The sequence below is a fragment of the Alloactinosynnema sp. L-07 genome, assembly GCF_900070365.1.
In the GTDB taxonomy this organism is placed as follows: Bacteria; Actinomycetota; Actinomycetes; order Mycobacteriales; family Pseudonocardiaceae; genus Actinokineospora.
The window spans coordinates 2,006,593-2,032,273 of record NZ_LN850107.1; the positions used below are offsets into that span (position 1 = coordinate 2,006,593).

At 66.2% G+C, this 25,681-nt stretch carries 27 protein-coding genes; 15 read left to right on the forward strand and 12 right to left on the reverse strand.

The window, feature by feature from the left end:
• Positions 1-82 precede the first annotated feature (82 nt).
• From BN1701_RS08985 to BN1701_RS08995, 3 genes are all read left to right on the forward strand, one after another.
• Positions 83-985 carry a hypothetical protein gene (locus BN1701_RS08985; protein WP_054047291.1) on the forward strand — a complete coding sequence of 301 codons (903 nt, stop codon included), beginning with the start codon at positions 83-85 and terminating at the stop codon, positions 983-985.
• 283 nt (positions 986-1,268) lie between these two features.
• A complete protein-coding gene (locus BN1701_RS08990) occupies positions 1,269-2,102 on the forward strand; it encodes a hypothetical protein (protein WP_054047293.1) in 834 nt (277 codons plus the stop codon).
• Positions 2,103-2,280: 178 nt separating this feature from the next.
• Entirely contained in the window at positions 2,281-2,505 is a 225-nt protein-coding gene (locus BN1701_RS08995; protein WP_054047294.1) for a hypothetical protein, read from the forward strand.
• Positions 2,506-2,523: 18 nt separating this feature from the next.
• On the opposite strand, the gene BN1701_RS09000 is transcribed toward BN1701_RS08995, so the two are convergent.
• Complete coding sequence (locus BN1701_RS09000) at positions 2,524-3,276, reverse strand: hypothetical protein (RefSeq protein WP_067520612.1); 753 nt, start codon at positions 3,274-3,276, stop codon at positions 2,524-2,526.
• 171 nt (positions 3,277-3,447) lie between these two features.
• On the opposite strand from BN1701_RS09000, the gene BN1701_RS09005 reads away from it, so the two are divergent.
• Both BN1701_RS09005 and BN1701_RS09010 read left to right on the forward strand, forming a co-directional pair.
• Entirely contained in the window at positions 3,448-3,966 is a 519-nt protein-coding gene (locus BN1701_RS09005) for a hypothetical protein (protein ID WP_054047299.1), read from the forward strand.
• Between the two features lie 39 nt (positions 3,967-4,005).
• Positions 4,006-4,221 (forward strand): hypothetical protein, encoded by a 216-nt coding sequence (locus BN1701_RS09010; RefSeq protein WP_054047301.1) that lies wholly within the window; start codon positions 4,006-4,008, stop codon positions 4,219-4,221.
• 20 nt (positions 4,222-4,241) lie between these two features.
• Here the strand turns inward: BN1701_RS09010 and BN1701_RS09015 are convergent, their stop codons facing one another.
• From BN1701_RS09015 to BN1701_RS09030, 4 genes are read right to left on the reverse strand one after another with little or no spacing between them, the layout of a single operon-like run.
• A complete protein-coding gene (locus BN1701_RS09015) occupies positions 4,242-4,682 on the reverse strand; it encodes a hypothetical protein (RefSeq protein WP_054047305.1) in 441 nt (146 codons plus the stop codon).
• On the reverse strand, positions 4,679-6,823 hold the full coding sequence (locus tag BN1701_RS34095) for an integrase (RefSeq protein WP_054047307.1): 2,145 nt from the start codon (positions 6,821-6,823) through the stop codon (positions 4,679-4,681). The genes BN1701_RS09015 and BN1701_RS34095 overlap by 4 nt, the downstream gene beginning before the upstream one ends.
• Positions 6,820-8,607 (reverse strand): hypothetical protein, encoded by a 1,788-nt coding sequence (locus tag BN1701_RS09025; protein WP_082859739.1) that lies wholly within the window; start codon positions 8,605-8,607, stop codon positions 6,820-6,822. Before BN1701_RS09025 ends, BN1701_RS34095 begins: the two co-directional genes overlap by 4 nt.
• Positions 8,604-10,145, reverse strand: coding sequence for a site-specific integrase (locus BN1701_RS09030; protein WP_369800511.1), 1,542 nt, complete (start codon positions 10,143-10,145; stop codon positions 8,604-8,606). Before BN1701_RS09030 ends, BN1701_RS09025 begins: the two co-directional genes overlap by 4 nt.
• A 279-nt stretch (positions 10,146-10,424) precedes the next feature.
• Between BN1701_RS09030 and BN1701_RS09035 the strand changes: the two genes are divergently transcribed.
• The 8 genes from BN1701_RS09035 (at position 10,425) to BN1701_RS09065 (ending at position 18,720) form a co-directional block, all read left to right on the forward strand.
• On the forward strand, positions 10,425-10,715 hold the full coding sequence (locus BN1701_RS09035) for a hypothetical protein (protein WP_054047309.1): 291 nt from the start codon (positions 10,425-10,427) through the stop codon (positions 10,713-10,715).
• Between the two features lie 249 nt (positions 10,716-10,964).
• A complete protein-coding gene (locus tag BN1701_RS09040; RefSeq protein ID WP_054047312.1) occupies positions 10,965-11,423 on the forward strand; it encodes a hypothetical protein in 459 nt (152 codons plus the stop codon).
• Positions 11,424-11,738: 315 nt separating this feature from the next.
• Positions 11,739-12,410, forward strand: coding sequence for a DUF4314 domain-containing protein (locus BN1701_RS09045; protein ID WP_067520617.1), 672 nt, complete (start codon positions 11,739-11,741; stop codon positions 12,408-12,410).
• Between the two features lie 547 nt (positions 12,411-12,957).
• Positions 12,958-13,785, forward strand: coding sequence for a hypothetical protein (locus tag BN1701_RS09050; RefSeq protein ID WP_054047313.1), 828 nt, complete (start codon positions 12,958-12,960; stop codon positions 13,783-13,785).
• Positions 13,782-14,522 (forward strand): hypothetical protein, encoded by a 741-nt coding sequence (locus BN1701_RS36785; protein ID WP_082859740.1) that lies wholly within the window; start codon positions 13,782-13,784, stop codon positions 14,520-14,522. Before BN1701_RS09050 ends, BN1701_RS36785 begins: the two co-directional genes overlap by 4 nt.
• Before the next feature lie 476 nt (positions 14,523-14,998).
• Positions 14,999-15,562, forward strand: coding sequence for a site-specific integrase (locus tag BN1701_RS36790; RefSeq protein WP_082860304.1), 564 nt, complete (start codon positions 14,999-15,001; stop codon positions 15,560-15,562).
• Positions 15,555-17,999 carry a site-specific integrase gene (locus tag BN1701_RS09060; protein ID WP_157367856.1) on the forward strand — a complete coding sequence of 815 codons (2,445 nt, stop codon included), beginning with the start codon at positions 15,555-15,557 and terminating at the stop codon, positions 17,997-17,999. Before BN1701_RS36790 ends, BN1701_RS09060 begins: the two co-directional genes overlap by 8 nt.
• A gap of 250 nt (positions 18,000-18,249) precedes the next feature.
• On the forward strand, positions 18,250-18,720 hold the full coding sequence (locus BN1701_RS09065) for a YncE family protein (protein ID WP_157367857.1): 471 nt from the start codon (positions 18,250-18,252) through the stop codon (positions 18,718-18,720).
• Positions 18,721-18,751: 31 nt separating this feature from the next.
• On the opposite strand, the gene BN1701_RS09070 is transcribed toward BN1701_RS09065, so the two are convergent.
• On the reverse strand, positions 18,752-20,035 hold the full coding sequence (locus BN1701_RS09070; protein WP_054047318.1) for an IS256 family transposase: 1,284 nt from the start codon (positions 20,033-20,035) through the stop codon (positions 18,752-18,754).
• A 137-nt stretch (positions 20,036-20,172) separates the two neighbouring features.
• Between BN1701_RS09070 and BN1701_RS09075 the strand changes: the two genes are divergently transcribed.
• On the forward strand, positions 20,173-20,628 hold the full coding sequence (locus tag BN1701_RS09075; protein ID WP_255364679.1) for a YncE family protein: 456 nt from the start codon (positions 20,173-20,175) through the stop codon (positions 20,626-20,628).
• Between the two features lie 234 nt (positions 20,629-20,862).
• Here the strand turns inward: BN1701_RS09075 and BN1701_RS35365 are convergent, their stop codons facing one another.
• On the reverse strand, positions 20,863-21,246 hold the full coding sequence (locus BN1701_RS35365; protein ID WP_157367859.1) for a hypothetical protein: 384 nt from the start codon (positions 21,244-21,246) through the stop codon (positions 20,863-20,865).
• On the reverse strand, positions 21,243-21,398 hold the full coding sequence (locus tag BN1701_RS35370; RefSeq protein ID WP_157367860.1) for a hypothetical protein: 156 nt from the start codon (positions 21,396-21,398) through the stop codon (positions 21,243-21,245). The genes BN1701_RS35365 and BN1701_RS35370 overlap by 4 nt, the downstream gene beginning before the upstream one ends.
• Positions 21,399-21,616: 218 nt before the next feature.
• On the opposite strand from BN1701_RS35370, the gene BN1701_RS35375 reads away from it, so the two are divergent.
• Positions 21,617-21,901 carry a hypothetical protein gene (locus tag BN1701_RS35375; RefSeq protein WP_054047323.1) on the forward strand — a complete coding sequence of 95 codons (285 nt, stop codon included), beginning with the start codon at positions 21,617-21,619 and terminating at the stop codon, positions 21,899-21,901.
• Between the two features lie 553 nt (positions 21,902-22,454).
• Here the strand turns inward: BN1701_RS35375 and BN1701_RS35380 are convergent.
• From BN1701_RS35380 to BN1701_RS34115, 4 genes are all read right to left on the reverse strand, one after another.
• Positions 22,455-22,913, reverse strand: coding sequence for a hypothetical protein (locus BN1701_RS35380; RefSeq protein ID WP_157367861.1), 459 nt, complete (start codon positions 22,911-22,913; stop codon positions 22,455-22,457).
• A gap of 174 nt (positions 22,914-23,087) precedes the next feature.
• Positions 23,088-23,363: a hypothetical protein gene (locus BN1701_RS09085; protein WP_054047325.1), complete on the reverse strand. Its 276-nt coding sequence runs from the start codon at positions 23,361-23,363 to the stop codon at positions 23,088-23,090.
• A gap of 170 nt (positions 23,364-23,533) precedes the next feature.
• Entirely contained in the window at positions 23,534-23,725 is a 192-nt protein-coding gene (locus BN1701_RS36795; RefSeq protein WP_054047328.1) for a hypothetical protein, read from the reverse strand.
• Positions 23,726-23,949: 224 nt separating this feature from the next.
• Positions 23,950-25,227 carry an alpha/beta fold hydrolase gene (locus BN1701_RS34115; protein WP_082859741.1) on the reverse strand — a complete coding sequence of 426 codons (1,278 nt, stop codon included), beginning with the start codon at positions 25,225-25,227 and terminating at the stop codon, positions 23,950-23,952.
• Between the last annotated feature and the right edge of the window lie 454 nt (positions 25,228-25,681).

The following is a 25,681-nucleotide window of genomic DNA, read 5'->3' on the forward strand; positions in this document are numbered from 1 at the left end:
CCCGCTGACGCGGGCCAACCGACCGGCACGTGTGTAACCGACCGCGCGCTCCACACGCCAACACATCCAACGAGGACAGACCATGCCGCCTTACAGGACCCAACGGTGGACGAACCGCATTCCGACGTGGCGCCCTGCGCACGAAGGCGGCTTCGATCCCGACCGCTACGAGGTCATCGAACTCGACGAACTCACAGCACGCCGCTTTATCGCTCGCCACCACTACGCCCCGACCCTGCCCAGCACCACCCTCCGGTACGGCATGATCGACCACGGCACCGACATGGCACAACTGGTGGGCGTGGCCACCTTCGGTGTGCCCATGAGCCGCGGCACGTTGACCAACGTGTTCCCGACGCTGGAGCCCTACACCGAGACGTTGGACTTCAACAGACTGGTTCTGCGCGACGACGTCCTGGCCAATGGCGAGTCGTTCTTCTGCGCCGCGGCGTTCCGGATGGCCTCGCGTGACCACGGCCTGCGCGGCGTGGTCACCTTCGCCGATCCGATCCCGCGATGGCGGGTAGTCGGAGGCCGCCACGAGTTGATCAAGCCCGGCCACGTCGGAATCGTCTACCAGGCCCTGAATTTCGCCGCGATCGGCCGCTCCAGCCCGCGGACTCTGGTCCTGTTGCCCGACGCCACCGTCTTGACCGCCCGCGCCATCGCCAAGGTCACCAGCGGGGAACGCGGTGCCCGCGGTGTCGTCGACCGCCTGGTCGCCTTCGGCGCTCCGCCCCCCGACAGTCTCGACTTCGCCACCGACGGCCGACTGCCGGGGCCGGTCGACTCTAGGCAGGACCGATCGACGTCCGCGCAATGGCTGCGCGTCGCGCTGCGGGAGATCGGTGCTCGCAGGATCCGCCACCCCGGAAACTTCCGCTATGCCCTGCGCTTGGGCACCCGAGCCCAGCGCACTCGCACGGTCATCGCGATGCAACTCCGCCCGTACCCAAAGCCCGATCTGGCCTTGACGGTTGCCTGATCCCCGACGGCTGACCACGGGGGATCCGGCCCCGATGTGCACGCCGTTCCCGTCCTCCGCGGCGTGGTGAGCTGACGCACGAGGTCACCACAGCGCGAGGGGTTCCGGGCAAGCACGCGCGCCGATCGGTCCCAGTGAGACAAGCCCCTGCGGGGTCGCGCTGCGCGCGATCACACCGGGACCGACCAGCGTGCTGGCGCTTGCCCGCCCTGCGGGCCCCTCACTCTGTGCTGAGGCCGAGGCCCGTCAGCTCGCCACCCCGCAGACAAGGCGGTCCCCGAACGTGCACAACTCCCACGTCCTTTTCCCCGCAGGCAAAACCAAGTCCATCGCCCTCACACGGGTCCGCTCCCGCGCCCTGGTCGTCCTGCAACCGAGCACCGGTGCTCGCTTCATTGACCACCCGGTCGGCGATGCAGCCCGCTACTCCACGCTGATGGTGCCGGACGGTGAGGGCAATCTCGGCGACAGGCTGAAGCTGCGTCGACTGGTCAAGGACCTGATGGCCCTGCCCGGAGTGACCCCGCCGGAGCTGAACGCATCGCCCGACGGCTACATCCGCGTGCCGTTGCTGCGCCCCGACGCCCCTGACGGCACGAACATCACGAGCTGGACGATCTCGTCCTCAATGCGCATCGACCAGATCGGCGCCCAGCGCGCCTACCTCTACCTCACCAGCGCGGACGAGCCTAAAGGCGCCGTCACCCGCGACCTCCTGGGCCCAGAGTGGTGGACGTTGATCCGGGCGCTGGTGTCGCTGGAGGTGTGGATGACGCACCTGGCCGGCGCACTCGACGAACTCTCCAACGTCGTCCGGAACCGATGCCTGCCCAGGGCAGCGAAGCAGGTCCGCATCCTGCACCACACCGACGGCCTCTGGCGGGAGGTATTCGCCTACGAGGAGATCGCCGACCAGCCCGACCTGGTGATCTGTGACCTGGCGTTCGATGGCTTCAACATGGGGGAGGACGAGCGGGCCGCCGCCTACCGAGCCAAGGGGCTTCGCAGCCTCAGCGTCGGGGACGCTGTCGTCATCGACAACAAGGTGTACCTCTGCAAGGAACGCGGCTGGAGCGAGCACACCGGCCCGCTGATGACCATCAACACGATCCTTTGATCCCTCGATCGTTCCGGGATGCGGCGAGCGCGTTCGCCGCATCCCGAAGCGGGTGCCCGGTTCAGTCCATTCCGATCCGCATCCGGCGCGGACTTCAGCGACCTCGCCGCCCTAACTGGGCGCGCTGACCGTCGGAGTTGCGGATGGCGGCATCGCCAGCTGGGCCGTCGCCCAGCGCGTGGCAGCTCGGCATGGCACCGACGACATGCTCCTACTTTTCGCGAACACTCAGATCGAGGATGGCGACCTCTACGAGTTCGTCGACGCATCCGCGGCGCAGATCGGAGTCCCGCTCGTCGAAGTCGCCGACGGCCGCACCCCGTGGCAAGTGTTCGAGGACAAACAGATCATCGTTCTCTCACCCAGCCGACACCTGTCGAACCCAGCGACGCGCGCAGCGTAGTTGATGTTGCTGCGCGCTCTAGCTGGTGGGCAGGTCGACGTGCCGGTCGTAGTCCGGATCTCCTGGCTGGAGCAGTTGTTCGATGTGCTCGGCGGGGATGTTGGCCTTGTAGTGGAGCGAGCTGTGAGCGTCAGGGAGCTGCAGGACGGTGCCGACCAGGAGATGTGCGAGTGATGGGCTCATGTAGTGGCGTGACGGGTCGCTCAGTTCCACCCGCGCGACGACGATTGTCGGCCGACCGATTGCTTTGAGCCTGTCGACCAGCGGCGCGCGCCCGTTGTAGTGGCGGGCGTAGATGGCCTCACCGCCCCAGCGGGTCAGCAACGGACGGAAGCCATCGGGCCGGTCGTCGAAGGCCCTGCGCGGCAGCGCCAGGCAGACCTTTCCAGCGAGGAGATCCTGGGCCTGCCTGCTGAATGGCTTGGCGAAGTGGTGGGTTTCGTCGAGTTCGGCGTGTTCGGCTTCGGAGATGTGACCATGATTCAGTGCGCCGGTTAAGCGGCTGGAGATCAAGTCCGCTGCGAGTGCGCGAAGGCCTTGTGCTCGGATGGCGTCGACCTCGTGGTCGAGTAGGCGGGTGCAGTGGAACGCCCTCACCAACCATCCGTCGAGTAGGCGACAGAGTTCGCAGGCGTGCTGCCAGACGTCCAGTTCGACGCAGAGGTCGGCCGTGCCGCGGACTTGCTCGGCGAGCTGGAATACCCGGTCGGCGAGCGTGCCGGGCCAGGTCATCGGGTTGTCGACGTCCATCGTCGGCCCGGGAGCGGTCATCGTGCGAGCTTAGGTGGCTTGGCCCGTTGCCGCCGGAAGCCTGAACGTGTGAACTCGCACTGTTGTTCGAGCGGAGCGGCGTGTCGTTGTTGGGTTGTCGGCCTTGGAACCTATCCTGACCTGCAACGTCGAGATGATCGACGTTCGGTTCGACTGTGTGAGGGGCTGACGATGAGCCTCAGTGACGACGCTCCTGCTCGACCGCAGGACCCGGGCGAGGCGTGGCTGTTGGAAGGCCTGAAGCCGAGCAAGAGCGACGGTTCGCCGGGCAAGCTGCCTGATGCCGTCCGCGCGTTGGGCGGGACCTTCACCGAGCAACTCGCCGCGACCGGGCAGCGCCCGCAGAACAAGTGGCGAGCGCGTGCGCTGGCGGAACAGGCGCTGGGCAAGCCCAGCCCGCTTCCCGCCAGCCAGCGCGACGACCATCGCCACTGGATTGCGGTCCGATGGCGGCACTATCTGATGCAGCGATGCCAGGTTCAGGTGGAACGGGAACGCCTGGTCGCCCTGTTGGAGACCAACCTCAACGGATCCGAGACCGCGATCCCGGACTGGATCGGCGACTCGGTGCTCAAGATCCTCGCGGTCGCGGACCGGAAGCGTCCCGATGTCGACCCGTCGGAACCGCCAGACGCGGTGTATCGACGACTCGCCGAGGAGTGGCACCGCTCCGAGGAAGCAGCGAGCTGACCCTGAGCAATGAGTTGTTCCGCGGGTTAGGTTCAGCGCATGCGCCACGAGTTCGAGTGTGAGTCGCCAGCCGACGCTGAGGAACGGGCTGCGGCCGCGATCCGCCGAGGAATCGCGTCGTTCACCAAGGCAGAGGGACCTCCGCAGGACGAGCTCGCGGAGTCCATCCTCGCCGAGTTCATCGTCGATGAGCTGGTCGAGGACGGTTTCCTGCCATCGCAGCCGCGCCGACGAGGGCCGTTCCAGGGGGTGTGATCCGCAGGAGAAAGTCGAGGTCACTCGACTGTCTGCTCGGTCTGCCCGGAGCGCATTGCCGTGCTTGGCCGTGGCCGACGGCGTTGAGGCAACGTGACGACGTTGTCGGCGTAGGTCTCATGGGTGAGTTCGGTGATCACCGCGCAGAGCGCGGCGATCTTGCCGCGGAGTTGCTTGTTGTCGTGCTCGAGCTGCGTGATCAGTTTGTGGGCCGCGGCGAGTTGATGGCGTAGTGCCTCGACGTCGGGGGCGATCGGGCCGCCGCCGGCGGCTGTCTTGAACTGGTCGACGAGGTCGGTGTGGTGCTCGTAGAGGCGTTGGCGTGTCACCGCTGCTTCGGTGGCGAGCGTGGAGACGGTGAGCTTGCCACTGCTTCTGTGCGGGTGGCCGTCCAGCAGTCGCTGGGCCGCGTCTCGGATGCGTTGGCGTTCGTCGTCGAGCTGCTGTTCGCGGTCGTTCATGCGGGGACTCCGATGGTCGGTGTGGGCGCGGGTCGGGTGGTTTCGTGTTCGGTCAGCGCTCGTTGATGCTCGGCGAGGCGAAGCTCGACGCGTCGACGGAGTGGGTCGGGGAGGACGGGCCCGTCCAGGTCCGCCGTGAGGCCGCGGACGTGGTCGCGCAGCGCGGTGATGTCGCGGTCGGTGCGGGCCGCGTTGCGGCAGGTCAGGCGGCATCGTCCCCAGACCGGGCCGTCGCCGGTGCCGTCGTCTTGGCAGGCGGCGGTGGCCGGGCGATAGACGCAGGTCAGGAGTGCCCCGTGGTGGACCTGCAGGTCTGGGTTGGCCAGCGCGTTGTTGACTTGGGCGGGTGTGGTGATAGTCAGCCCGGCGAAGCGCGAGGCCGCCGCGACCCTGTCCTTGTAGGTGTCCGCGGCCGGGCCGGAGACGTGCTCGCCGCGCGTGAGCCGTTGGTGGTCGTCGTGCAGGGTTTCCGCACGTAGCAGGAACTCCTCGAAGGTGATCTCGTCGAGGAAGCCGGACGCCGCGTTGCCCGCGTAGCCACGGATGATGTTGGTGTGCAGATGCCCGTATTGGGTCGCACCCGCGATAGTCCCGCCGGGCTTGCGGACGATGTGCCAGGCCAGTGTCCGCCGGAGCCTGGGTGCGGTGATCGAACCTTCGGGGTCCTCGCCGATGGTGGGGTGGCCTGTGGTGGGGACGATGCTGCTGTTGAACCAGGCGATGAACTCGGCGATGTTCGCGGTGATGGAACTGGAGCGGCGGCAGCTGTGGCGGCTCGCGTCGATCCACTGCGGCGAGCAGAACTCGCCGAGTGGGAACAGGACCGGGCCGGGCGTGAGGTCTTCCAGCACCGAGATGGCGTGGGCGACCGGCTCGGTGACGACCCACGGGATCGTCCGCGGTGAGCGTTCGCGCCGGTCGTCGCTGGTCTTCATCTGTTGGCCGGACAGGAAGATCTGCCCGAGTTTGGTGTCGTGGGTGATGCAGCCGCGGCGCAGGTTGAGCGCTTCGCCGGTGCGGATGCCGGATAGGTAGGCGGTGACCAGGAAACAGGCGGTGGTGACGTGCCGCAGCAGTTCGACCAGTTCGGTCGCCTCGACCGAGGTCGAGCGCCATGTCCGATGGCCGATCGTGGTGAACCCGGTGACGCGCAGCCAGTTGACCTTGACAGGCAGCCCACTGTCGGCGATCGCGTCGCGCAGGGCCGGGAACTTGCGCAGCTGGACGCGGTCGAGCCATCCGCCGACGGTAAGACCGTCGATGTCGATCGTCATCATGCCGCGCAGCCGACGGCCAGGCAGGGGCAGACCCGCGGCCGTGAGGGCGGGCAGTAGGTGACCGCGGCAGTGTTCGAGGAGGGCACGCCTGCGTGCCGTGCCGATGAGACCGGGTTGCCTGCGGGAGTCCGGAGCGACCTGGTGTGCCAAGTGCCGCATGGCGACCAGCCGCCGGGCTGTGGGGAGCAGGTCGGCTGCGATGGTCGTGCTGACCAGCAGCGCCGCTGACAACAGCGGGTGCATCACGTCGGGGTGGATTCGCGGTGTGCGGTTCTCCCTGAGTTTGTGGCCTTCGTGCTCGGCGAGTTCGCCAGCGGTGGCGCCGCCCCAGGGCCGCGGCGCGGGGAGCCGGTGTCGAGGTGGGAGGGTGTCGCGGTAGGCGTGCAGGCGTTGAACGGCCAGCAGCTTCTTCCGCTTCCAGTCGCTGGTGCGCGCGGTGAGGTCGGTGAGGTGGTTCAGGTAGGCGTTGAGGTCGTCGTCGGTGACCTCGGCGAATGCGGTGATGCCGCGGTCGGCGAGCCACGCGAGGAAGAACTGCAACGCTGCGAGGTCGGCGTAGAGGGTCTTGATTGCCGGGATGGTGGGGCGCGACCGCGTCATCCTCGGTTCGTCGAGGTTGACCAGGGCGAAGACGTAGAGCTTGCAGGCGTGCATGAACTGCTCGGGGAAGCGGTCCCAGTAGATGCGTGGGCGTGGGCTGTGCCGGTCGGGCAGGGCGGCGGTGAGGTCCCACCAGGGGTCGCCGAACGCGGGCAGCATGGTGAGGTCAGCGTCGGGGTGCAGCGTGCGGTTGACGATGACCGGCGATGTCGGGGTGATCGGGAGTCCGGCGATGTGTTCGGTCGTCAGGGCTGGGCTGGTCATAGTGGGTCGAGGTCTCCGGAGAACAGGCGGGCGACCAGGTGGCGGTGGTCGTCGGTGGTGTGGACGCGGGCTTGGGCGATCTGGGCGGGTTCGTATTCGCTGATCAAGTCGTCGAGCTGAGCGGCCCGTCCGGCGAACTCGCCGACCCATCGGTCGATCGGCATGCTCGCCCGGCTGGCGCGCAGCTCGTCGAGCACGAGCAGCTGTAGCGGCAGGTGTCGTGGGAAGGCGCGTGCGTTGCGGCAGTCCAGACAGGACAGAAAGGACTGTCGGCAGGTGTCGCCGTCGTCGAGTGGCGAGTGGTCGAAGTCCTCGCAGTGGCCGAGGACCGTGTCCTGGCCGCGATCGGCGTGGTCGTCGGTGGCGACGGTCATGGTGCGGCGGGCGAGTGCCGCGGCGACCTGTTCGTCGAGGGCTTCGCGGACGACCTGGAAGCCTTCCTCGGTGACCGAGCGCATCCGGCGCAGGTAACCGGCCAGGGTGGCCGGGGTGTGGGCGACCGGCTTGCGATTCTGCTCGAGGTAGGTCTTGCGCAGCCGATCCAGACTTAGCGTCACCAGCACCTGGTCGCGGGCGTAGTCGCCGGACACCACCGGCCGAAGCCAGCGCGTCCGCTGTTCGTCGTTCTGGCCGGGAAGCCCCTCTCGGAACCGGGACTCACCCGCCCGCTCCGGGCTTTTCGTGTAGTAGACGAGCGCTCGGGTGCTGCCGATCTGGCGGCGCAACGGCTCGGTCAGTTCGGTCAGCAGACGGAACACTCCGAACGCTGTGGTGAGCGAGGTGTTGAGCACCTCCGGTGAGCGGCTGCCGCCGCTGGCTGGTCGCAACTCTGTGGGCAGTCCAGTCAACGACATGGTCATCGCCGAGCGCGATCCCCGGCGTGGCTTGTTCACGCTGACCAGCGCGATCCCTGGCTCACCCGGTGCGGAGGCGCGCAGGTGCGCCGCGGGCATCTCGTCCAGCACGGACATGTTCATGCCGGTCAGCGCGGTCAGCAGCACTCCGAACGCCCAGATGTCCCTGCCGGTTAGGTGTAGCAGCCCGAGCAAGTTCTGGCCGTCGGCAGCGGTGACCGCCCTGCCGTTGAGCTTGGAGGCTCGCCCGGTCGCTGGTGACCGCGGGATGTCGCCGGTCCTGGCGCAGTGGTCGAGGGCCTGTGCGAGTTCTCGTCGTGGGTGGCGGGGCGACAGGTCGTCGAACACGCCTGTCTGGTAGTCCTCGACCATCGCCCAGTGCGTGCGCAGCCGCTGCCGAGCCCGGCGGACCAGCCCGCGGGCCGCGACCGTGATCCGCCGGAACTCCTCGGCGGTGTAGGGCTGCCGTGCATCGTAGCCGCGTCCGCCCCAGCGGCGAACCAGTGCCTCGACGACCTCGTCGGACACGACCGGGCTGTAGCCGAGCAACGTCCGCAGCACGCCCACCAGCCGATCGCCGCTGGGCAGCACGAACGACTGCGCCATCAGTCGGGCGTTGGCGCTGCCCAGGTCGGCCAGCGTGGTCATCGTCGGATGGTTGTCGGCCAACCACCGCCCGGCCTGCCGTGCCGCGGTCCACAGATTCTGCGCGGCCGCCTGCCGCTTCCAGGTGCCCAATGGGCCGGTCGCGGCCTCGAACGCGACCGCCAGGTCCTCGGCGATCTCCGGTCGGCATGGCAGCCGGGCGAAGTCGAACGGCTTGCGCTGCGTGCCGTCCTCGCTGACGAACTGGACCACCAGGCCGTCGCGGCGAGCGGGTGGGTGCCAGCCGGTGGGCGGTTGCGCGGCCCGTTGGCCGGGTCCGCTCACGCGAGCACCGCCGTCAGTACCCTGGGCTCACTGGCACCGAGGGCCTCCACCAGCCGGTGCAGGGCATCCCGGTCGTCGGCGTCCATCAACTCGATCAGGTGCTCGATCTGCAACGCCTGGAACGGTTCCAAGTAGACCGACCTGGTGGTCTGGACGTCGCTGTGGCCCAGCAAGGTGGCCAGCAGGAACCACACGTCTCCAAGCTGGTTGCGGAAGTCGCGTCGCTCCTTCTCGGTCAGCAGACCGGTGCGCTGCCAGGCCACGAACGTCGCGATGCAGTACCAGCGCATCGCGAACCCGTGCCGGAGCATATGCGGGCGACACCACAACCGGCCGGACTGGCCCGACAGCGCCAGCGTCTTGTCGACCCGCTGGTTCGCGCGGTCGAACGTCTTGTGCCAGGCCTGCTTCCTGCGCGGCGTGCCATCGTGGTTGAGCCACAACCACAACGGCTCCAACCCGCTCGGACCCGCCCGGAACAGGCGCATCCGCTGCCCCGGATCCAGCGTGTCGAGGCGGACGCTGCGCTCACGACCCTTCTCGTCAACGACCCGGACCACACCGTTCGGCCGGACTTGCGTGAGCAGCCACCGATCCACGACCTGCTCGTAGCGACCCGCTCGTTGCGCTCGGGCGACCGCGGCCGAGCGGCCGCCCTCCTCCACGTAGAAACGGGCCAACTGCGCCACCCGCCTGCGCATCCAGTACTGCCGCCCGCTGCCGCCCTTCGCGCACTTCGTGGCCACCCAGCAGCGGAACAACCCTCGGTCGACGACCTCCGGCAGTTCCACGGTCAGCACGCTGGACCACTCACCCAGCCGAAGCCCGGTGCCGTAGAGGCCCTCGACGAACGCGACATCGCGGTCCTCGGTGCGCCCGCGCCAGCCCGGCGCCGGCAGCCCCTCCGAGGTGAAGCCGCGCAGGCCGAGGTTGCGCCACAACCTGAACGCCTCCGGCGTCAGCCACTTCACGTCGGCCCGACGACCCCCGGACGGGCTCGCCTCCAGCACGGTGACCTCTTCCCCGCGGAACGTCCGGCCGATCACCCGCAGCCGGATCGGGTTCTCGACCCGGTCCTCAGCGGCGGCCCACTTGTAGAACCTCCCCAACGCGGCAAGGTCCACCCGGAACGAACCCGGCACCACATGCCTCGGGTTCTCCTCCGCGGACAACCTCCACTCCTTGAACGCCGCAACCACGCTCGGCGTCGCCGCGTCCCACCTGCACCCCACGGCGAACAGGAAGTCCAACCAGACCTTCAACGAGAACGCATACCGCCGCTTCGTGTCCCTCGCCAGCCTCCGACCGCCAACACCCGGTGCCCGCCAGAACGCGTTGATCCGCGCATCCGCCCGGCCGTCAGGACCCAGCAGGTACGGCGTACCGTCCCGAGCCCCGTTCCGGCGAGCCCTCTCGAGCACATCACCACCAGGTACCAGATCCTCAACCGACTCAAACCCCCGCCGGAAGTCGTAGAACCCGAGGTACCAGCCCTCCGACACCCACTCCTGCAACCCGTCCAAAACCCCACCGTCCACTCCAGATCAATCTGAACCTGATCGACCACAGAGTTCGACAGGTGTGTCGGGTAGTGAATCCTCGGCAACAGCAGGCTCGCACCCTGCTCCTACGTCCTCAAGATCCTTCCGTGTCGACGCTGGCTGACCGACAACACCGACCCCAACGACACCGTCCTCTACATCGGCATCGACAACAGCGACCGCGACCGGAGACGTGCCCCCGCAATCCGCCAAGGGTGGCAGCCCTGGCAGGTCGAGCTACCGCTGCTCGACGAGCCGGGCCTGACCAAGGAAGCGATGCTGGCGGAGGCCCGTGCGCTTGGCCTGATCCCGCCGGCGGCGTATGCCCTCGGGTGGGACCACGCCAACTGCGGACAGATGTGCGTGCGAGGAGGACAGCGGCACTGGCTGCGCACCATGCGGCACTTTCCCGACCGCTACGCCGACTACGAGGCCCGCGAACAAGGATTTCGTGACAGGACCGGCAAGGACGTCGCGATCCTCAAAGAGCGCCGTGCGGGACTTACCTACCCGCTGACACTTGCCGAACTTCGTCGACGAGAGCAGCAATCCGACCTCGCGGCCTGACGTGTGTCGCGTGCGCGAACCTCACACGGTTCACAGTTTCCGGCCGTCCGACGACTTCGAGGCGCCAGCCTGGTTCCGCCGCTGAAACTCGCGCCGCCGCTGTCCGGGTCGTGGACGCGCAGCGCAGCCGCCGGTGCGCACCAGCGCAAGGCCGGAGCCGCAGAGCGGTCGGCTTCGCCGAGCCCAGCGCTGGTGCGCACCGCCGGCTCTTCAAGCGGTGTCCACGTACACCGCGACCAGGAGGAATCCATGGCTCGGGATCACTCAGTCGACACCAGCGTTGTCGAATTCGTTCGCGTCGGCCAGAAGGTCAGCCTGAACTTCACTGTCGGGATTCGCAACCGCGCCACCTTCCAGGCGGTCATGGCTGAGGCGTTGGGCGGCAACAACTTCGACCCGTCCCGGGTCGCTAGCACTATCGGGTCGCTATTCGACGACGCAATGCGCGTTGATTTCGGCGCCGAGGGCACGGCTGTCCTCTACCTCGACGTGCCGTACTTCGAGAACCAGCGCATCGGCTGCTCCGCTGCCAGCACAAACACCAGGTTCACCGACTCCGAGCGGCAGGCGTACGCCCAGCGCGTCATTGACTGGGCGCGGGAGATGCGCGCCGACGAGATCACCGTGCAGCAGCACCCGATCACGCCCGCCCCAGTGGTTGGCAAGCCCGGCGACAACCCGTACCGGATCCGGATCTGGTGGGACTAACCAGCGGATTCCGCGGGGACATCTACATCAGGTGTCCCCGCCCCGCAGGCCCGCCTGGTTCGCGACTCTCTGCAGAACCCGCAGGGAGAAGCCACGTCCACCGCATCGGCCACCGCCCGCGCCGTGGACGCTGACCCAGTTATCGCCACCGAGGCGGGCCGCCGACGATGCGCTCGTCGCACCTCACCGCAGCACGCCTCGGCGACGGCGGCAAGGCCCGCGGACTCCACCCACCGTTACCCGCCGGGGTGCCGCCGTCGCCGGGACCTGCTCACCGGTGCGCCTGTACGCCCCGCCGACAAAGGGAGGCCCGCGATGGGCGAGTTCCAAAAGAAGGACCGCGTCGAGCTCGTGAACACCACCGACGCGCATACCGACCTCAAACCTGGCGACCAGGGCACTGTCACGTTCGTCGACGACATGGGAACCGTGCACATCCGCTGGGACAACGGTTCCAGCCTCGGAATGTCAACTCAGGATGGCGATGTCATTGCGCGTATCGACGCCGCGGCCGTCGCCGGTGACGGAACAAGTTCCTTGCGCATCAACCCGCACAGCGTCGAAGGGGCGGCGATCCTCGACCTGTACGACCAGCTCAAGGCACTGGAGCAGGAAGACAGCGGCGGGTGGAATGGCGGCGACCTCGTCAACCTGGTCAGCGACTTTTTCCGCGGACTCGGTGTGAACATCGACATGCCCGCTGAGACGTTGCCTGCGCAACTGCGAGACCGCCCGTGGCCGGACACGGTCTTCGGGTTGAGTGACGCCGTCGCTGAGGGGCCAGTGTCCGGTGTCGCTCCGGCTCTGCGCGTCGTCGACAGCGCGTTCCTCAGCGTCGCTTACCCCACCGACAGCGATGTCCTCACCAGGGTCATCGCCCACCTGGAGGCCCGCGTCAAGGAGATGCAGCCGCCGAAGCCGCACTCGCAGGGCGCGCTGGCCGAGGTCCAGAGCGTCCTTGACCTGATCGCCGGCAGCACCGGCTGATCGAGCACTCGTATCTGTGAACGACTTCGGCCCGCCCCGTTTCGTCGGGGCGGGCCGAAGTCTCGCCGGCGCACCGGCCCGAAGGCCGACTAGGTCGCCAAACTACGCCGACAGTTGATCCACGAACGCCAGCAGGAACTGCCGCGATCGTCGTTGCAGGATACCTGTTCCTCCCGTGGTTCTGTCGGTGTTCGGCGGATTCCGCTTGTGTTCGTGCTCATCCGCAAAGGACCAACGGATGCGCCCACCGGTCGGCGCGCCCGACGGTGGCCGTCGGCGCCGCGGCGCTCGAGGCGCCCGCTCACTGACTCCGACACGGGTGATCCGGCCGTTTCTCACTGCCCACCGGTCTGCGTGGACCCGGATCACACCGGTCGGGCCAGCGCGGGACCGCGACCGCCGCGGCGCCGATGGCCTGGCGGGCGGGCCCCGCCAGGGGCCCCGCCCCGCCGGGTGACCGGCGCACAGCAGAACGGAACCCGACATGGCCGTCCTCGGTGACGACCTCGACATACAGCACACTCCGTGCACTACCTCTCACGACGGAATGACCCTTCGCGGCACTGTCCGCACCAGCTACGAGGTCCTGACCAGCCGGTTCGGTCCACCGACGTTCCCGCAGGTCGACGACGGTGGCCTCCCTGCGGAGGACTCCACTCTGTGGCTCATCGATACCCCGGCCGGGCGCGTCCACGTGCACAACTGGCTCGATGTCACCTACTTCCTCAAGCGTCCCGCCGCGGAGACCCGCTGGAGCATCCAGGCCACTGACGACGCGGCCCTGCCGTGGATCTACAAGTCCGTCACGGGGTCCACGGCGGCGTTTTCCGCAGGGGTACACGAGTTCTCGCGGTACTCCACCCGGGTCAGCCTCGCCCGCGGCTACGTTACCTACCTCGTGCAGCGGATGATCGCCCTGCGGGAGCGTGGCGAGCGGTACGACCAGGGCAGCCGGGAGCACCGCCACCAGATCGAACTGTCACGGCATGTCGGCCACATGGCGCTGCAGGTCCAGCAGATCGTTCACGACGTCGAGTGGGCGTACGCGGATGACGCCGATCGCCGCAGGTGGACCACTCTGCCGATGCCGCAACTCGCCGACGAGCCCGAATCGCAGCACTGGCACCGCTGGACCCGTTGGACCTACCGACCCGTGCCGACCGACTCCCGGCCCGAGGGCGGTGACCCGGACCTGGTCGGGATGCTGCGCCGCCGGGCACGCGACCAGGTGCGCTTCCGCGACCGGATCCTGCCCGCCAATCACCGCGGCCCCACACGCGAAGGCAAGGTCGAGCTCTACGACGAGCACATCGGCACGTTGCTGACCTTGGCCGACACCGCCCTTCCCGACACTGTCGAGCAGAGCCGCTCGTGACCGACGGGATGCTCGACCTCGACCTGCGCACTCCCTCGGCGGCGGACGCCGGGTCCTCCCGCGAGGTCCACCCGCTGCTGTGCCGCCGGGGCCTGGCCCGCAGGCACGTACACCAGTACATCGACTTCACTGGCCAACGCCCGGCCACTGTGGTCATGTCCAACGGCAACGGAGTCGACAGCGCCGCGATCTTGTTCGGCTGGCTCACCGACCCGTCAACGCGGGACTTCGACCTCGACGAACTGCTGATCATCACCGCCTGCACCGGCGAGGAGTACCCCTCGACGTTCGAGGCCGTCGACGCCCACCTCATTCCCGCGCTCGCGGCGGCCGGTGTGCGCTTTCTGCAGGTCGGGCGCGGTGGACAGGCCGTCAGCGACGGCTATGACGTGCTGGCGGACTCTTTCGCGCCGACACACTTGGTCCGTCGCGGCGCCTGGCACCTGGGATCGGAGATGGACGCCGCGCTCACCGTTCCCCAGGTGGTCGACGGCAGACGCGAGTGTTCAGTTGACTGCACCAAGTCCGATCTGATCAAAGATGGACTGTCCACCCGAGACGGGAAAGGGTTTGGTGTATGTCTGATCGACGACGGCTGCTCATGGAGGGGCAGGTGGACCTCGACCGGGTCGGCGCTGTCACGGCTGCGGCGGGGAAGCTCCCTCCGTTCATCGTCATCGACTCAGCCGGGGCTGAGGTCGAGCCGGTCACCCGGTACCTGCGCGACTTGGCGTTGAGCGACATGAGCCCGCTGACAAGCCGTAGCTACGGCTACGACCTGCTTAGGTGGTTCAGGGTGCTGTGGGCGTTGGAGGTTGACTGGCAGCGCGCGACCGCCTCGGAGGTCGATGTCCTGGTCGGCTGGATGAAGACCGCGCGCAACCCACAGCGCAGGCGGGCGCGCGTGGGTGGAGTCCCGCCGGGCTCGGTGAACATCCGCACGGGCAAGCCGACTCTGGCCGAAGGGTACGCGCCGAGGACGATCAACCACTGTCTGACCGCGGTGTATGGGTTCTACGCCTATCACCAGCATTTCGGCCGGGGACCGGCTGTCTACCCGGTGCCGTCCTCGCGCGCCCGCCGGATGGCGCTGGCGCATCGCAGCCCGATCGAGGCGAAGCAGCGGTTCAAGCGGGCGCGGTTGCGGCAGCGGGTCGCGGACGCGGCGCCTCGGGCGATCCCGGACGCGATGTGGGACGAGTTGTTCGCGGCGATGACCTGCGATCGAGACCGGTCGCTCCTGTTGTGCTACGTGACGAGCGGAGCTAGGGCGAGCGAGTTGCTCGGTGTGGCACTGGGTGATGTGGACTGGGCTGGCGCGCGGCTGTATGTGATCTCGAAGGGCACCCGTCTGCGGCAGGCGGTGCCGATATCGTCGGAGGCGATCCGGTATCTGACCCGCTATCTGGACGCCGACGGTCTTCCCGGCCCTGAAGAGCCGCTGTGGCGCACGCGCCGCGGCGGGAGCCGGCCGCTGTCCTACTGGGCGATGCGGAGGGTGTTGCAGCGGACCAACGAGAAGCTGGGCACGAACTGGTCGCTACACGACCTTCGGCATACCGCCTCGACCAGGATGGCCAACGACCCGGAAATGACCTTGAGGGAAGTCCAGGCGGTGCTGCGGCACGCCAACATCGAGACTACGGGCCGCTACGTGACCGTCCGGGTGGAGGACATGTTCGACAAGCTCCAGGAGCACTACAACCGGCCACGCCCGCGGCGGACCTTCCCGGCTGGGTACGCCGAGGCGGACGTCAAGGCGGTGTTCGGTGGCTGAACGGTACACGTTGCGCAACCGGCGTTCCCCGGCATTGCGCGAGCGCGACGCCGAGAAACGGCAACTGCGGTCCCGGTTCGCCATCGACGCGATCGAGGCCGTGCCCGCCGTTCCCGCCGTGTCGCCACGACCGTTCGGCGACCTGTCCACGGCGCCGATCGAGGAGTTGGTGAGCCTGGCTGGCGACAAGCTTGGTTCCCAGCTCGACTCGCCCAGGCAGAAGCGCAGGTCGGGCGCCCGGAACCTGCTGGAGCGCCTGGAGGTGTTCGAGGGTCGGACATGGCAGGAGCGGTGGATGGCCAGCGGCTTGGACGCCGGCGAGCGGCCGGTCAGCGACCTGGACCCAGACAAGTACCGCGGTTACAACCTCACCCATGGGTTGAAGGCGCTGCTGTGTCTGCGGGTGATCACGCCTTCGTTGACCGCGTTCCGGGGCAACAAGTTCAACCAGTACCCCTTCGCCTTCCTGGAGGTGCAGCGCGACCCGCTGCTAGACAGGTTCTTCGAGGAGGCCAGGACCGCCCGGGTATCCGAGCGCCACCAGTACCGGGCGCTGGCCGATGTGTGCTGCGCGCTGACCACCCAAGGCATCGCTCTGGCCGACCTCACCCCACAGGCCCTGCTGTTCTACGCCAACGAGTGCCGCCGACTCAACCTGGTGGTGTCCGCGCGTCCGGATTCCAACAGGTTCGCTGGCCTGCTGGCCTGGGACCTGCTGCACGGCATGGGCCACTTCCCGCCGGGGACGCCGCCCACCCTGCGCACGTATATTTACCGGGGCCAGAAGTCGGCTGAGGAGATGGTCGACTACTACGGCGTCCGCGACCCCGATGTGCGGCAGCTGATCATCGATTACCTCGTGCGCCGCCAAGGCGACACCGACTATCCCACCCGCGAGGGCCTCGGGCGGCAGCTCGCGGGGGAGTTCTGGGTCAAGATCGAGAAGCTTGCCCCAGGGCAGCGTGACCTCGACATCTCGCAGGCGGTCTACGAGCAATGGCGCGAGGAGGTGCGGGTCCGCAGGGACGGCAAGCCTCGTGCGGATGGCGGCACCACGATCCTGCTCAGCGTGCGCTCGTTCTACATGGACCTGCAGAGCTGGGCGTTGGAGGAGCCGCAGCGGTGGGCGCGGTGGGCCGCACCGTGCCCGATCCCGCCAGCAGACCTACGGGGCTTCGGCAAACGGCGCAGGCGGATCAACGAGCGCATGGCCGACCGTGTCCGGGTGCGCCAGCCGCTGCTGCCGACCCTGGTGACACACGTCGAGAAGCGCTACACCGACGTGAAGGCGCTGCTGGAGGCTGCGCGCGCCACCGGGCTGGGCGAGATGTTCACTCACGCTGGCCGCTCCTACCTGCGGATGGGCAGCCGCCAAGACCAGCGGCACCACGACGACCCGCAGTTCCCGTCCGTGCGGGTGCGCGACGAGCAGACTGGCGAGGTGCGGTCGCTGGCAGACGAGGAGGAATCGGCTTTCTGGGAGTTCGCTTACGTGGAGGTACTGAGGCACACAGGGGTGCGGGCTGAGGAGTTGGTGGAGTTGGCGCACACAAGCGTCCGCCAGTACCAGCGGCCCAACGGAGAGGTGATCGCGCTACTGGTTATCGCCCCGTCCAAAACGGACCGGGAGCGCGTCATCCCCATGTCAGCGGAGCTCTTCCATGTTGTCGCGATGATCGTGATGCGCCAGACCCAGCACGGGCCGATCCCGTTGGTTCCCCGCTACGACGCCCACGAGCGACAGTGGACCGCGCCGATGCCGTACCTGTTCCAACGACAGATCGGTGGGGTCCGGCGAGTGGTCGCCGCAGGCACGATCCTGAACAACCTGCGCAAGCGCTGCGAGATCATCGGCGAGACCAACCCGGAGTTCTGCGGGCTGCACTTCACACCCCATGACTTCCGAAGGCTGTTCGCCACGGACGTCGTCAACAACGGCCTGCCGATCCACATCGGCGCGGCGTTGCTCGGTCACCTGTCGCTTCAGACCACACAAGGTTACGTCGCAGTGTTCGCCGAGGACGTCATCCGACATGTCCACGACTTCCTCGCGCGCCGCCGCGCCATGCGGCCCGAGGAGGAGTACCGACCAACCACCCAGGAGGAATGGACCGAGTTCGAGGAACACTTCGACAAGCGCAAAGTCGAGCTCGGCTCCTGCGGGCGCCCGTACGGGACAGACTGCCCGCATGAGCACGCTTGCCTGAAATGTGCCCAGCTGCACATCAACCCGAAAATGCTGCCCCGACTCGACGAACTAGAGACCGACCTGGAGGAGCGGCGAAAACGCGCGGCGTCCGAGGGCTGGCTGGGCGAGATTGAGGGGATCGACCGGACCTTGCGGTGCTTGCGTGACAAGCGGGCTGACACGCTACGGATCACCCGCATCACTCGCCAGGTCAGCCTCGGCCTGCCGACCGTGCCTGCAAACCGATAACCCGGGCTGGGCTGGATCGCCACCGTTGTGGGGCGGTGGCGATCCAGCCGATGGCGTTGGATTGCGCGCCTCGCGGCATGAGCGGACGTTCAGCGCAGGCGGCTAGGTACCCAACTCGCGGTAGAGCGCTGCCAATGCCGACTCTTGGACATGGGGGACGTGGCCAATTCCTGCGCTGGCGCGGCGGTCGCCGGTGTTGCGGCGTGATCACGCGCGATGCATTGTTGGCCGAACCAAGGAGGACTGTGCGATGACCTCGGCTGTACCACCGTTGAACACGATATCGCTGGATCTGCCGCCGCGGTGGGTGGCGATCACTCCAGACGGGCGGCGCGCCTACGTCACCATGGACGACGTACTCCCTGGTGGCGATCCGGTTGGCGCGGTGGCGGTGATCGACACCGGGAGCGACCAAGTTGCTGCCACGATTGCTGTTGGCATGGGGCCAGGCGATGTCGCGGTCGCGCCGGACGGGCGGCGGGTGTATGTCTCAAGCTTTGACCGGTCGCGCTTGTCCGGCGTGTTGACCGTAATCGACACGGCGTCCGACCAGGTAGTCGCCGCCATTGCCATCAGCGGTCCCGGAGGAGGCCCGAAAGGGGTGGCGGTCGGGCCGGACGGACGGCGCGTCTACGTGTGTCACGACCACGTCCATGGCCACGAGCGTGGCGGGCTCAGCGTGATCGACACCGAGAAAGAGCCTGTCACGATTTCTGTGTAAGCCAGAGGTGAATGCTTACATCTGTAGGTTATCAGAAAAGTATGCGACCTGGGAAGAGGTTGATCAAGGTGTTGAGCGCCACTTTCCAGCCGTGTGTTCCGGTTCCTGAATCGCCTCCTCGTTGGCTGGAGATGTTGCGGAGTCCGAGGTAGAGCAGCTTCATCGCGGCTTCTTTGTCGGGAAAATGGCCGCGATTCTTGGTGATTTTGCGGAGTTGGAAGTTGATGGACTCGATCGCATTCGTGGTGTACACGATCTTCCGGAGCTCGGGCGGGTAGTCGAGGAATGGAATGAACTCATCCCAGGCGTTCCGCCACACGTCGACCGCACCCGGGTACTGCGCACCGAACTGTGTGTCGAATGCGGCCAGGCCGAGCTCGGCGGCCTCCAGGGTGGGGGCGGTGTAGATCTCCTTCATCGCCTTGACGATCTTCTTTCGGTCGCCGTAGGACACGAACCGCATCGCATTGCGGATGACGTGGACCACGCATGTTTGGACGACGGTGTCGGGGAAGATCGCGTGAATCGCATCGGGCAGGCCGGTCAAACCGTCGCAGCAGACGATGAGGATGTCCTTGACGCCGCGATTTCGCAGGTCCGCGAGGACCTTCTGCCAGAACTTCGCGCCCTCGGTGTCCTGGATCCAGCAGCCCAGGGCGTGCTTGCGGCCGTCCACGTCGACGCCGATCGCCAGGTAGGCGACCTTGGTCGTCACCACGCCGTTGTCCTTGACCCGGATCCGGATACCGTCGACATAGAGAATCGGATACACCTCGTCCAGCGGGCGCGATTGCCATGCCTTGATCTCGTCGACCACCACGTCGGTGATGTTCGAGATCAATTCCCGGGACGCGTCCACCCCGTATACTTCCCGCAGGTGTGCCTCGATATCGCGGGTCGTCATGCCCCGCGAATACAACGACAGGATCATGTCGTCGATGTTGCCGATCCGCCGCGCCCGTTTCGGCACGATCGTCGGCTCGAACGAACCATTCCGGTCCCGCGGTACCTCGATATCGACCGGGCCGTTCCGAGTCGACACCGTCTTGGTCGACCGGCCATTACGCGAATTACCGGTCCCACGACCGGCCGGATCGCCCGAGTCATACCCCAGATGGTCCGTCATCTCCGCCTGCAAGGCACGCTCCAGCACGGCCTTCGTCATCTGATTCAGCAGACCATCCACACCATCGATCGGCGTTCCCGACGATTTCGCGTCTTTCAACAATGCGTCGATGGCATCGGACGAGAATGCCTCGGCGAGCCGCCGCGCCGCCGCCGTGTCATCCTGACGCGACGATGTGTCCTGAGTCACTCGGTGTCCCTTCCGACCGCCAAACTGGCGAGTCGATCTTGGTACACCTCCGGCTTACACGGTTGCCGTGACACGCCCCCGAGAAAGGCGCGATCATCACCACGGTCGACGTCAGCGCCTTCCCGACCGCGGCTCGGATCACCCCAGACGGGACCCAAGTCTATGTCCTCGACACCGACGGCATTTTCGCCGTCATTGATACCACCACCAACGCGGCCACCTTTCCCTTCAACAATCTGACCGGACAGCGAATGGCCTTTGCAGGTGGTGGCAGTCACGCGTATGTCGCGCGCGACGACACCCTCATCTCCGTGCTCGACACCGCCACCAAGCAAGTCGTCAACCTCGTCGAGGTCAACGGACTGGCAACCGACGTGGCGGTGACCCCGAATGGATTGCATGCCTACGTGACCCAGCGCACGCGGAGCCGGATCAGCATGATCGATACCACCACTCAGGCGGTCACGCCGACACATGTCGACTTCCGAGGGACCGCCGACGGACTGGCCATCACCCCGGACGGCCGCCGCGCCTACGTCGCCAACCGGACCGCACACACTGTGGAGGTCATCGCGATTCCCCCGGTCCCGTAGCCAGCGCCCTTCGGCGCCGCCCGGCCAACCTGCCTTCCTCTGCGCGATGGCATGGACCCACGCGCTGTGGCTGGCGTGCGGCGATCTGGACGTCCCGAGGCCGACGTGGCCGGCGTGCTCAGGTCGGAGGGACGACCTCGATCCGGTACCGCACGTGAACCGGGACCGCGGTCGAGAGGATGGCGTCGAGCTGGTGCGTGTCGATCGCCTCCGGTGCGGCGGTGACAGAGCGGATCACCAGCGCGCATGATTCGTCGCCGGGCGGCGCGGTGCCGGGGATCGGTGACCAGGCGATGCCCCCGCTGTCGGTGACCTCGACGGTCGCGCGCGCGTCCTCGGCGAACGTGCCAGCGTCTCCAGCCCTCGGCGGGTCGCCCAGCCGTCGTGGATCTGCGCGAGCGCGGCGAGTACGGAGCGCTGGTGGCGTCCGGCTTCAACGCCGAACGTGGAGGTGAGCCACGCGAGCAGCGGGTTCGGCGCGAGCCAGGGTTCGAGGTGGTCGTCGAAATGATCGAGCAGTTGCCGGACCGGACTTAGCATGGCCTCAACGGCGTCGATCAAGCTGTCCGTGCCGGGATCGCTGTGGAGCCAGGGCGGCAGTTCATCGCTGACCGTCATGACACCACCTGGACTTGGTGGCGGAGTGAGTAGACAAGCGCGTTCGTCTGGAGATCGAGCTGCTGGACCGCCTCCATGTCGCCGGTGATTGGGTTGGCGCCGAAGAGCCGTACGTCGTCGACCCGATCAACCCCGGTGATGCGTTGAAGCACGGAGTAGGTCTCCCACACCGTGATTGAACGGCCGAACGGCCATCCGTCGCCGTCGGGGCCGCCGGTGATCGGGTGGTAGTAGCGGTAGAGCGCCTCGAGCGCTGTCGCACCGATTCGGGCTCTGCGCGCAGGGATGACAGCCGCGCAACGGCGGCTAGGCCGCGGTAGTAGGGCGGTTCGATGAGCACCCGGGTGCCGACGACCCGGCGTTCATCGAGGTGGTCGGCGATCCGCCGCAGCAAGTCGTCGCTGGGCACGAGGTCGGCGAACTCGACCGCGCCCAGTTCGTTTCCGGGGCGGCGGGCACCACCAGCACGCGGACCAGCGGCGATCATCTGGTTCGCGCCGCTGCGCAAGTGCTGGTCGGGATCGCGAGCGAGCACCTGGCAGAGCTGCATTGCTGCGTCCCGGTCGCGGGAGAACACCATGAACACGTCGGCTACGGCGGCGTGGATCCAGTCGGAGTGGTTGGGCTGGTCAGGGCCGATGGCGGCGAGTGCTGAGGCGACTATCGTGAGCCCGATCGAGTCTTGACGTCGGAGCAGGGCTTCTGCGGTCACGCGGGTGACGAAGGTGTCGCGGTCATCGAGGATCAGTTCTGACAACGGTCCGTATGCCTTGGGCAACTCCGCGAAGCTGGCGAGGGCCCGGCCTGCGTCGGCCCTGTCGCGGTTGTCAGGGCTTGCGGCGAGTTCGATCAGCGCTGCCACCACGGCGCGTCTTGCGTTGTTGCTCACTGGCGCAGTCTTCCGCGACCACGGCGAAGACGCATTCGCGTTCACTGGACCTACGACACGCGCGACTCGTTTCTCGGCCAAGCGCGCTCGACCACGCTGCCTGCGGCAGCAGAGTGCGTTGGTCGCGGGAACGAAGGCCCGGGATATGCCTGGACTCTCCGACTCTGCCCCCAGCCTGGACTTTCCCCAAGGGTAGTGACCTCCACTCGCCCGGCAAATCGATCACGCTGCTGGCGGCAGAAGAATGCGCGCTGGCACCAGCGGAGGACTCGCGCGATCCGCAGCAGAGTATTCGAGCGACTCGAACGACGAATGCGCGTCAGTCTGTGCGTACTATTAATTGATTAGAGGCGCGCAGGAGGTGGATGGATCCCTCGGCATCGCTGAGCTGAAGAACCACATCGACTGAAACGTCAGGCCCCCACTCCGGACCGTTGCGTGCGACCACCTCGAATGGAACGTCAACATCCGCAGGATGTTCTTTGACTGGCCGCGCCACCCATGCCATCTGCTCGTACATGATCGCAATGCGTTCCGCTGACAGATCTGCCGGCAATGCCACTGACCCAAGGGGCTGAACCCGAGCCACCGCAATCAATGGCTGACCGTTGGGCGGGCAGATTGGTTGAAAGTCTCGCCACAGGCATGCCTCGAGCGCAAGCGAAACGCCTCCCACGGACACGCTGGTCGGGATAGCGGCAAGGTCGCTCAGCGGAACACTATCACCCCGGATGCCGGTCTCCGCTAACCAATGAACCATGTCCTGGCTATACGTCATGCTGACCTGTCCAATCTCAGTTAAGTCCGACAGTCACTCTGATTCTAGCTCCCCCGCAATTCACGATCCCGAATCGACGCTATCGCCAAGCTTACGACAGTCTGTCTCATACGCGTTCGGTGCAACACCCGCCCGATTTGCGGCAGATGGGGACGTCGGTAGTGGTGGTCCTGGTCAGCCCTTGCGGATCACCCGATAGATCGTCTCGGACTTCGGCGCGGGACGCGGCACGTTGTTCCAGCCGATCTCCTCGGCTCGTTGTGCGATTGCGGCCTTCACCGCCGCCGGATCCGTCTCGTCCTCGAAGAGGGCTATCGACAGGCCGTTGCCGGTGACCGGGTCGACCAGGTGATAGGCGTCGACGACCCCGGGAACGGTCTTCGCCGCGTCAATCACCCACTGTCGGTCGTCATCGGGCATCGGCTCCCATACCGCGATACGTGCGATCACGAGCAACCACCTCCCGCGGTGTGAATCGGACTACCGGAGACGGTGTTACCTCAAGTCGGGGAGCGACGTCGACCAGCAGCGCTCCGGATTCGTCCGCTCATCGGCACGAGCGAGCGTTGGCTGGACGCCTGGGCGCGGCCGTCGAGGCGGAGTCGCGTGCGGCTGAGGGGTTACGGGGTCGGCGGTATTCGGTCGATGAGGCGCCGCAGTGCGCTGTCGACATCGACGCCGAGCAGGCGGAGGTAGATCCGCAGGTCGGACTCGGTATGCAGCCTCGAGGTGCCGGTGAACCGGGCCAGGTCGGCCGAGCACGCCAACCGCAACACGACCTCACCGTCGGGAAGTACTTCCGAAGTGGTCATGCCCACGACGGTGAACCCGGCCCGCTGGCCCAGCGACCCCGCCGCGGCATGAGAGCGTGTTCGTGCTGGTTGACGTGGGGTGATGTGCGTTGCTTGCTGTGTCACGGGTTGGGGTTTATGCCGCTCGGGAGGGAGCGATAGTTGATTCGGGTTTCGTGTGAGCTCGGTGGTTGAGGATGGAGTGCAGGCGGGCCGAACCAGAATCAGGGTGGAATCCTCACCCGTCAATCATTGAGCGTGTGCCAAAAGTCAATCAACTTGCGACGCTCGCGGTCGTCTCGCTCAAGTGTGAGGTTCAAGTCCGGCATCAGTTCCGATTGTCGAGAAGCGTTGTTGATCAATCCGATGACCGTCTTGGTCTCAATGCTTCCCGTCAAGATCTCACCGTTGAGAGCCCGCGATTCTGAGATTGCTCGACGTGCAACGGTGGACCTCTCGGCCAAACTGCTCCTCTCTAGAAGCAACGCGGCGCGATACCGAGGAAACCTAGGACTCGTTCGACGGAGCCAGAACTCTGAAGCCGTAAGTGCCGCGTGATTATTTGGCTCTGGCACGAGTGACCGTGGTAGGTAGCCGTCATGTAATGCACCCAGCAAGAGCCACTCATAGTCTTCCTTCGAAAGTTTCGATCTAAGGTCCAACTGGTCAATTGCATGACGCAGATCTGTATACGCACTTTCCAAAAACACCTTTATCTCCGGCTGTACTTGCCAGTGTTCACGTAGGGCACGAAGGGCGTGGCAAATATCATCAGGTGTCATCCGCGCGTACATTCCCAAGTCGGCTGAGGTTACAGATGCTACCGCATCTAAAAGTCGTGCCTTAATTGCAAGGTATGTTTCGTCATCCTGACCGGCCACCTGAATTACGTCGCTATGCCCTCCCGGTAGAGCCCCGTAGTTGCCGCTGTTGAACATGCTGAGCGCCGACCTTCGCGTCACCACGCCGTCAGACTCTGCCGTATATACCCAAATAGGGATTGGGCAAGTACTGTCCGTCAAGTCGCGCGCATACGCGATGCGCTGAAGGACTATTCGCCTGGTCTCGTCGATCTCCTTTTGCATCGGACGTAGTGATCGCTCCTGAGGTTGATTCCAGAATGGGGCAAACCTCCTCAAAAGAATCAGAAATTCAGACCCCTCGTTCGGGCACGTAATCAAGGCTACCGAAGCGATCTTCTGAAGATTCCTCGCCCTTCCTTCCGTAACCTCGACAGCTAAGTAGTTTTGCACCACCAAGCCGCCCATACTGTGAGACACCAATACTATTTTCTTATACTCGGAAGTGCTATTCGCAAGCCAGGTTCGCAGTCTCAGGCCGAGAGTGTCCATGCTCGGTATTCGCCTTGTCGGCCACCTCCTGAACACTGGTGAATCATATTGAAAGAGCTTCACATCGACATTACTAAGATCCTCGTCCTGCGAAATCTGTGAGGCAATAGATTCCCACGTGGTCGAGTCAGAAAATAGTCCGTGGACGAACACGGCCGCCAAGTCGCCCATCACATCCTCCTGTCGTTAGTGGAAAGCGATTCCCCGGTATAGTCGTTCGACTAGTCTGAGCCGTTACTGGTTGGTCGCAACGGCACACTTTCGGGCGGATTGTTCGGGTCAGGGCACAGGGGCGATCCCCGCCGTAACGGCCGAATTGGCCAGGGTGTGCGGAATCCGCTTCGCCGTTCGGATCGCGCTACCGAGTCTGCCGGCGATCGGGACCACTTGGCTATCGGTCGATTACGTGAGCCCTCTCGTTGTCGGTGAACGGGCTCCGTGCGTGTCGACAGCGATAACCCGGCATCGGTCAGCCATATCTACCAGGTTGCTTCGTTGACCCACAGGCTCTCAGCGTCGGCCCATGACCATGTCGCGGGGCTTGGTACCAATTCCTTGTTGGATCCTGTCCAAATGGCGTGGGCGCAGGTGACCGACACGACTTGGCGATCAAGCTCCTCGATGT

Bases quoted from the DNA above. Each gene is read 5' to 3' on its own strand.
- BN1701_RS09065 (WP_157367857.1), top strand. From the start codon at position 18,250: ATGACCTCGGCTGTACCACCGTTGAACACGATATCGCTGGATCTGCCG.
- BN1701_RS09040 (WP_054047312.1), top strand. From the start codon at position 10,965: ATGGCTCGGGATCACTCAGTCGACACCAGCGTTGTCGAATTCGTTCGC.
- BN1701_RS34115 (WP_082859741.1), bottom strand. From the start codon at position 25,227: ATGGGCGACTTGGCGGCCGTGTTCGTCCACGGACTATTTTCTGACTCG.
- BN1701_RS34095 (WP_054047307.1), bottom strand. From the start codon at position 6,823: ATGACCAGCCCAGCCCTGACGACCGAACACATCGCCGGACTCCCGATC.
- BN1701_RS09015 (WP_054047305.1), bottom strand. From the start codon at position 4,682: ATGAACGACCGCGAACAGCAGCTCGACGACGAACGCCAACGCATCCGA.
- BN1701_RS36795 (WP_054047328.1), bottom strand. From the start codon at position 23,725: ATGACCACTTCGGAAGTACTTCCCGACGGTGAGGTCGTGTTGCGGTTG.
- BN1701_RS09035 (WP_054047309.1), top strand. From the start codon at position 10,425: ATGCTGGCGGAGGCCCGTGCGCTTGGCCTGATCCCGCCGGCGGCGTAT.
- BN1701_RS09005 (WP_054047299.1), top strand. From the start codon at position 3,448: ATGAGCCTCAGTGACGACGCTCCTGCTCGACCGCAGGACCCGGGCGAG.
- BN1701_RS09000 (WP_067520612.1), bottom strand. From the start codon at position 3,276: ATGACCGCTCCCGGGCCGACGATGGACGTCGACAACCCGATGACCTGG.
- BN1701_RS35380 (WP_157367861.1), bottom strand. From the start codon at position 22,913: ATGACGTATAGCCAGGACATGGTTCATTGGTTAGCGGAGACCGGCATC.
- BN1701_RS09050 (WP_054047313.1), top strand. From the start codon at position 12,958: ATGACCCTTCGCGGCACTGTCCGCACCAGCTACGAGGTCCTGACCAGC.
- BN1701_RS09010 (WP_054047301.1), top strand. From the start codon at position 4,006: ATGCGCCACGAGTTCGAGTGTGAGTCGCCAGCCGACGCTGAGGAACGG.
- BN1701_RS08985 (WP_054047291.1), top strand. From the start codon at position 83: ATGCCGCCTTACAGGACCCAACGGTGGACGAACCGCATTCCGACGTGG.
- BN1701_RS36790 (WP_082860304.1), top strand. From the start codon at position 14,999: ATGACCTGCGATCGAGACCGGTCGCTCCTGTTGTGCTACGTGACGAGC.
- BN1701_RS35365 (WP_157367859.1), bottom strand. From the start codon at position 21,246: ATGACGGTCAGCGATGAACTGCCGCCCTGGCTCCACAGCGATCCCGGC.
- BN1701_RS09045 (WP_067520617.1), top strand. From the start codon at position 11,739: ATGGGCGAGTTCCAAAAGAAGGACCGCGTCGAGCTCGTGAACACCACC.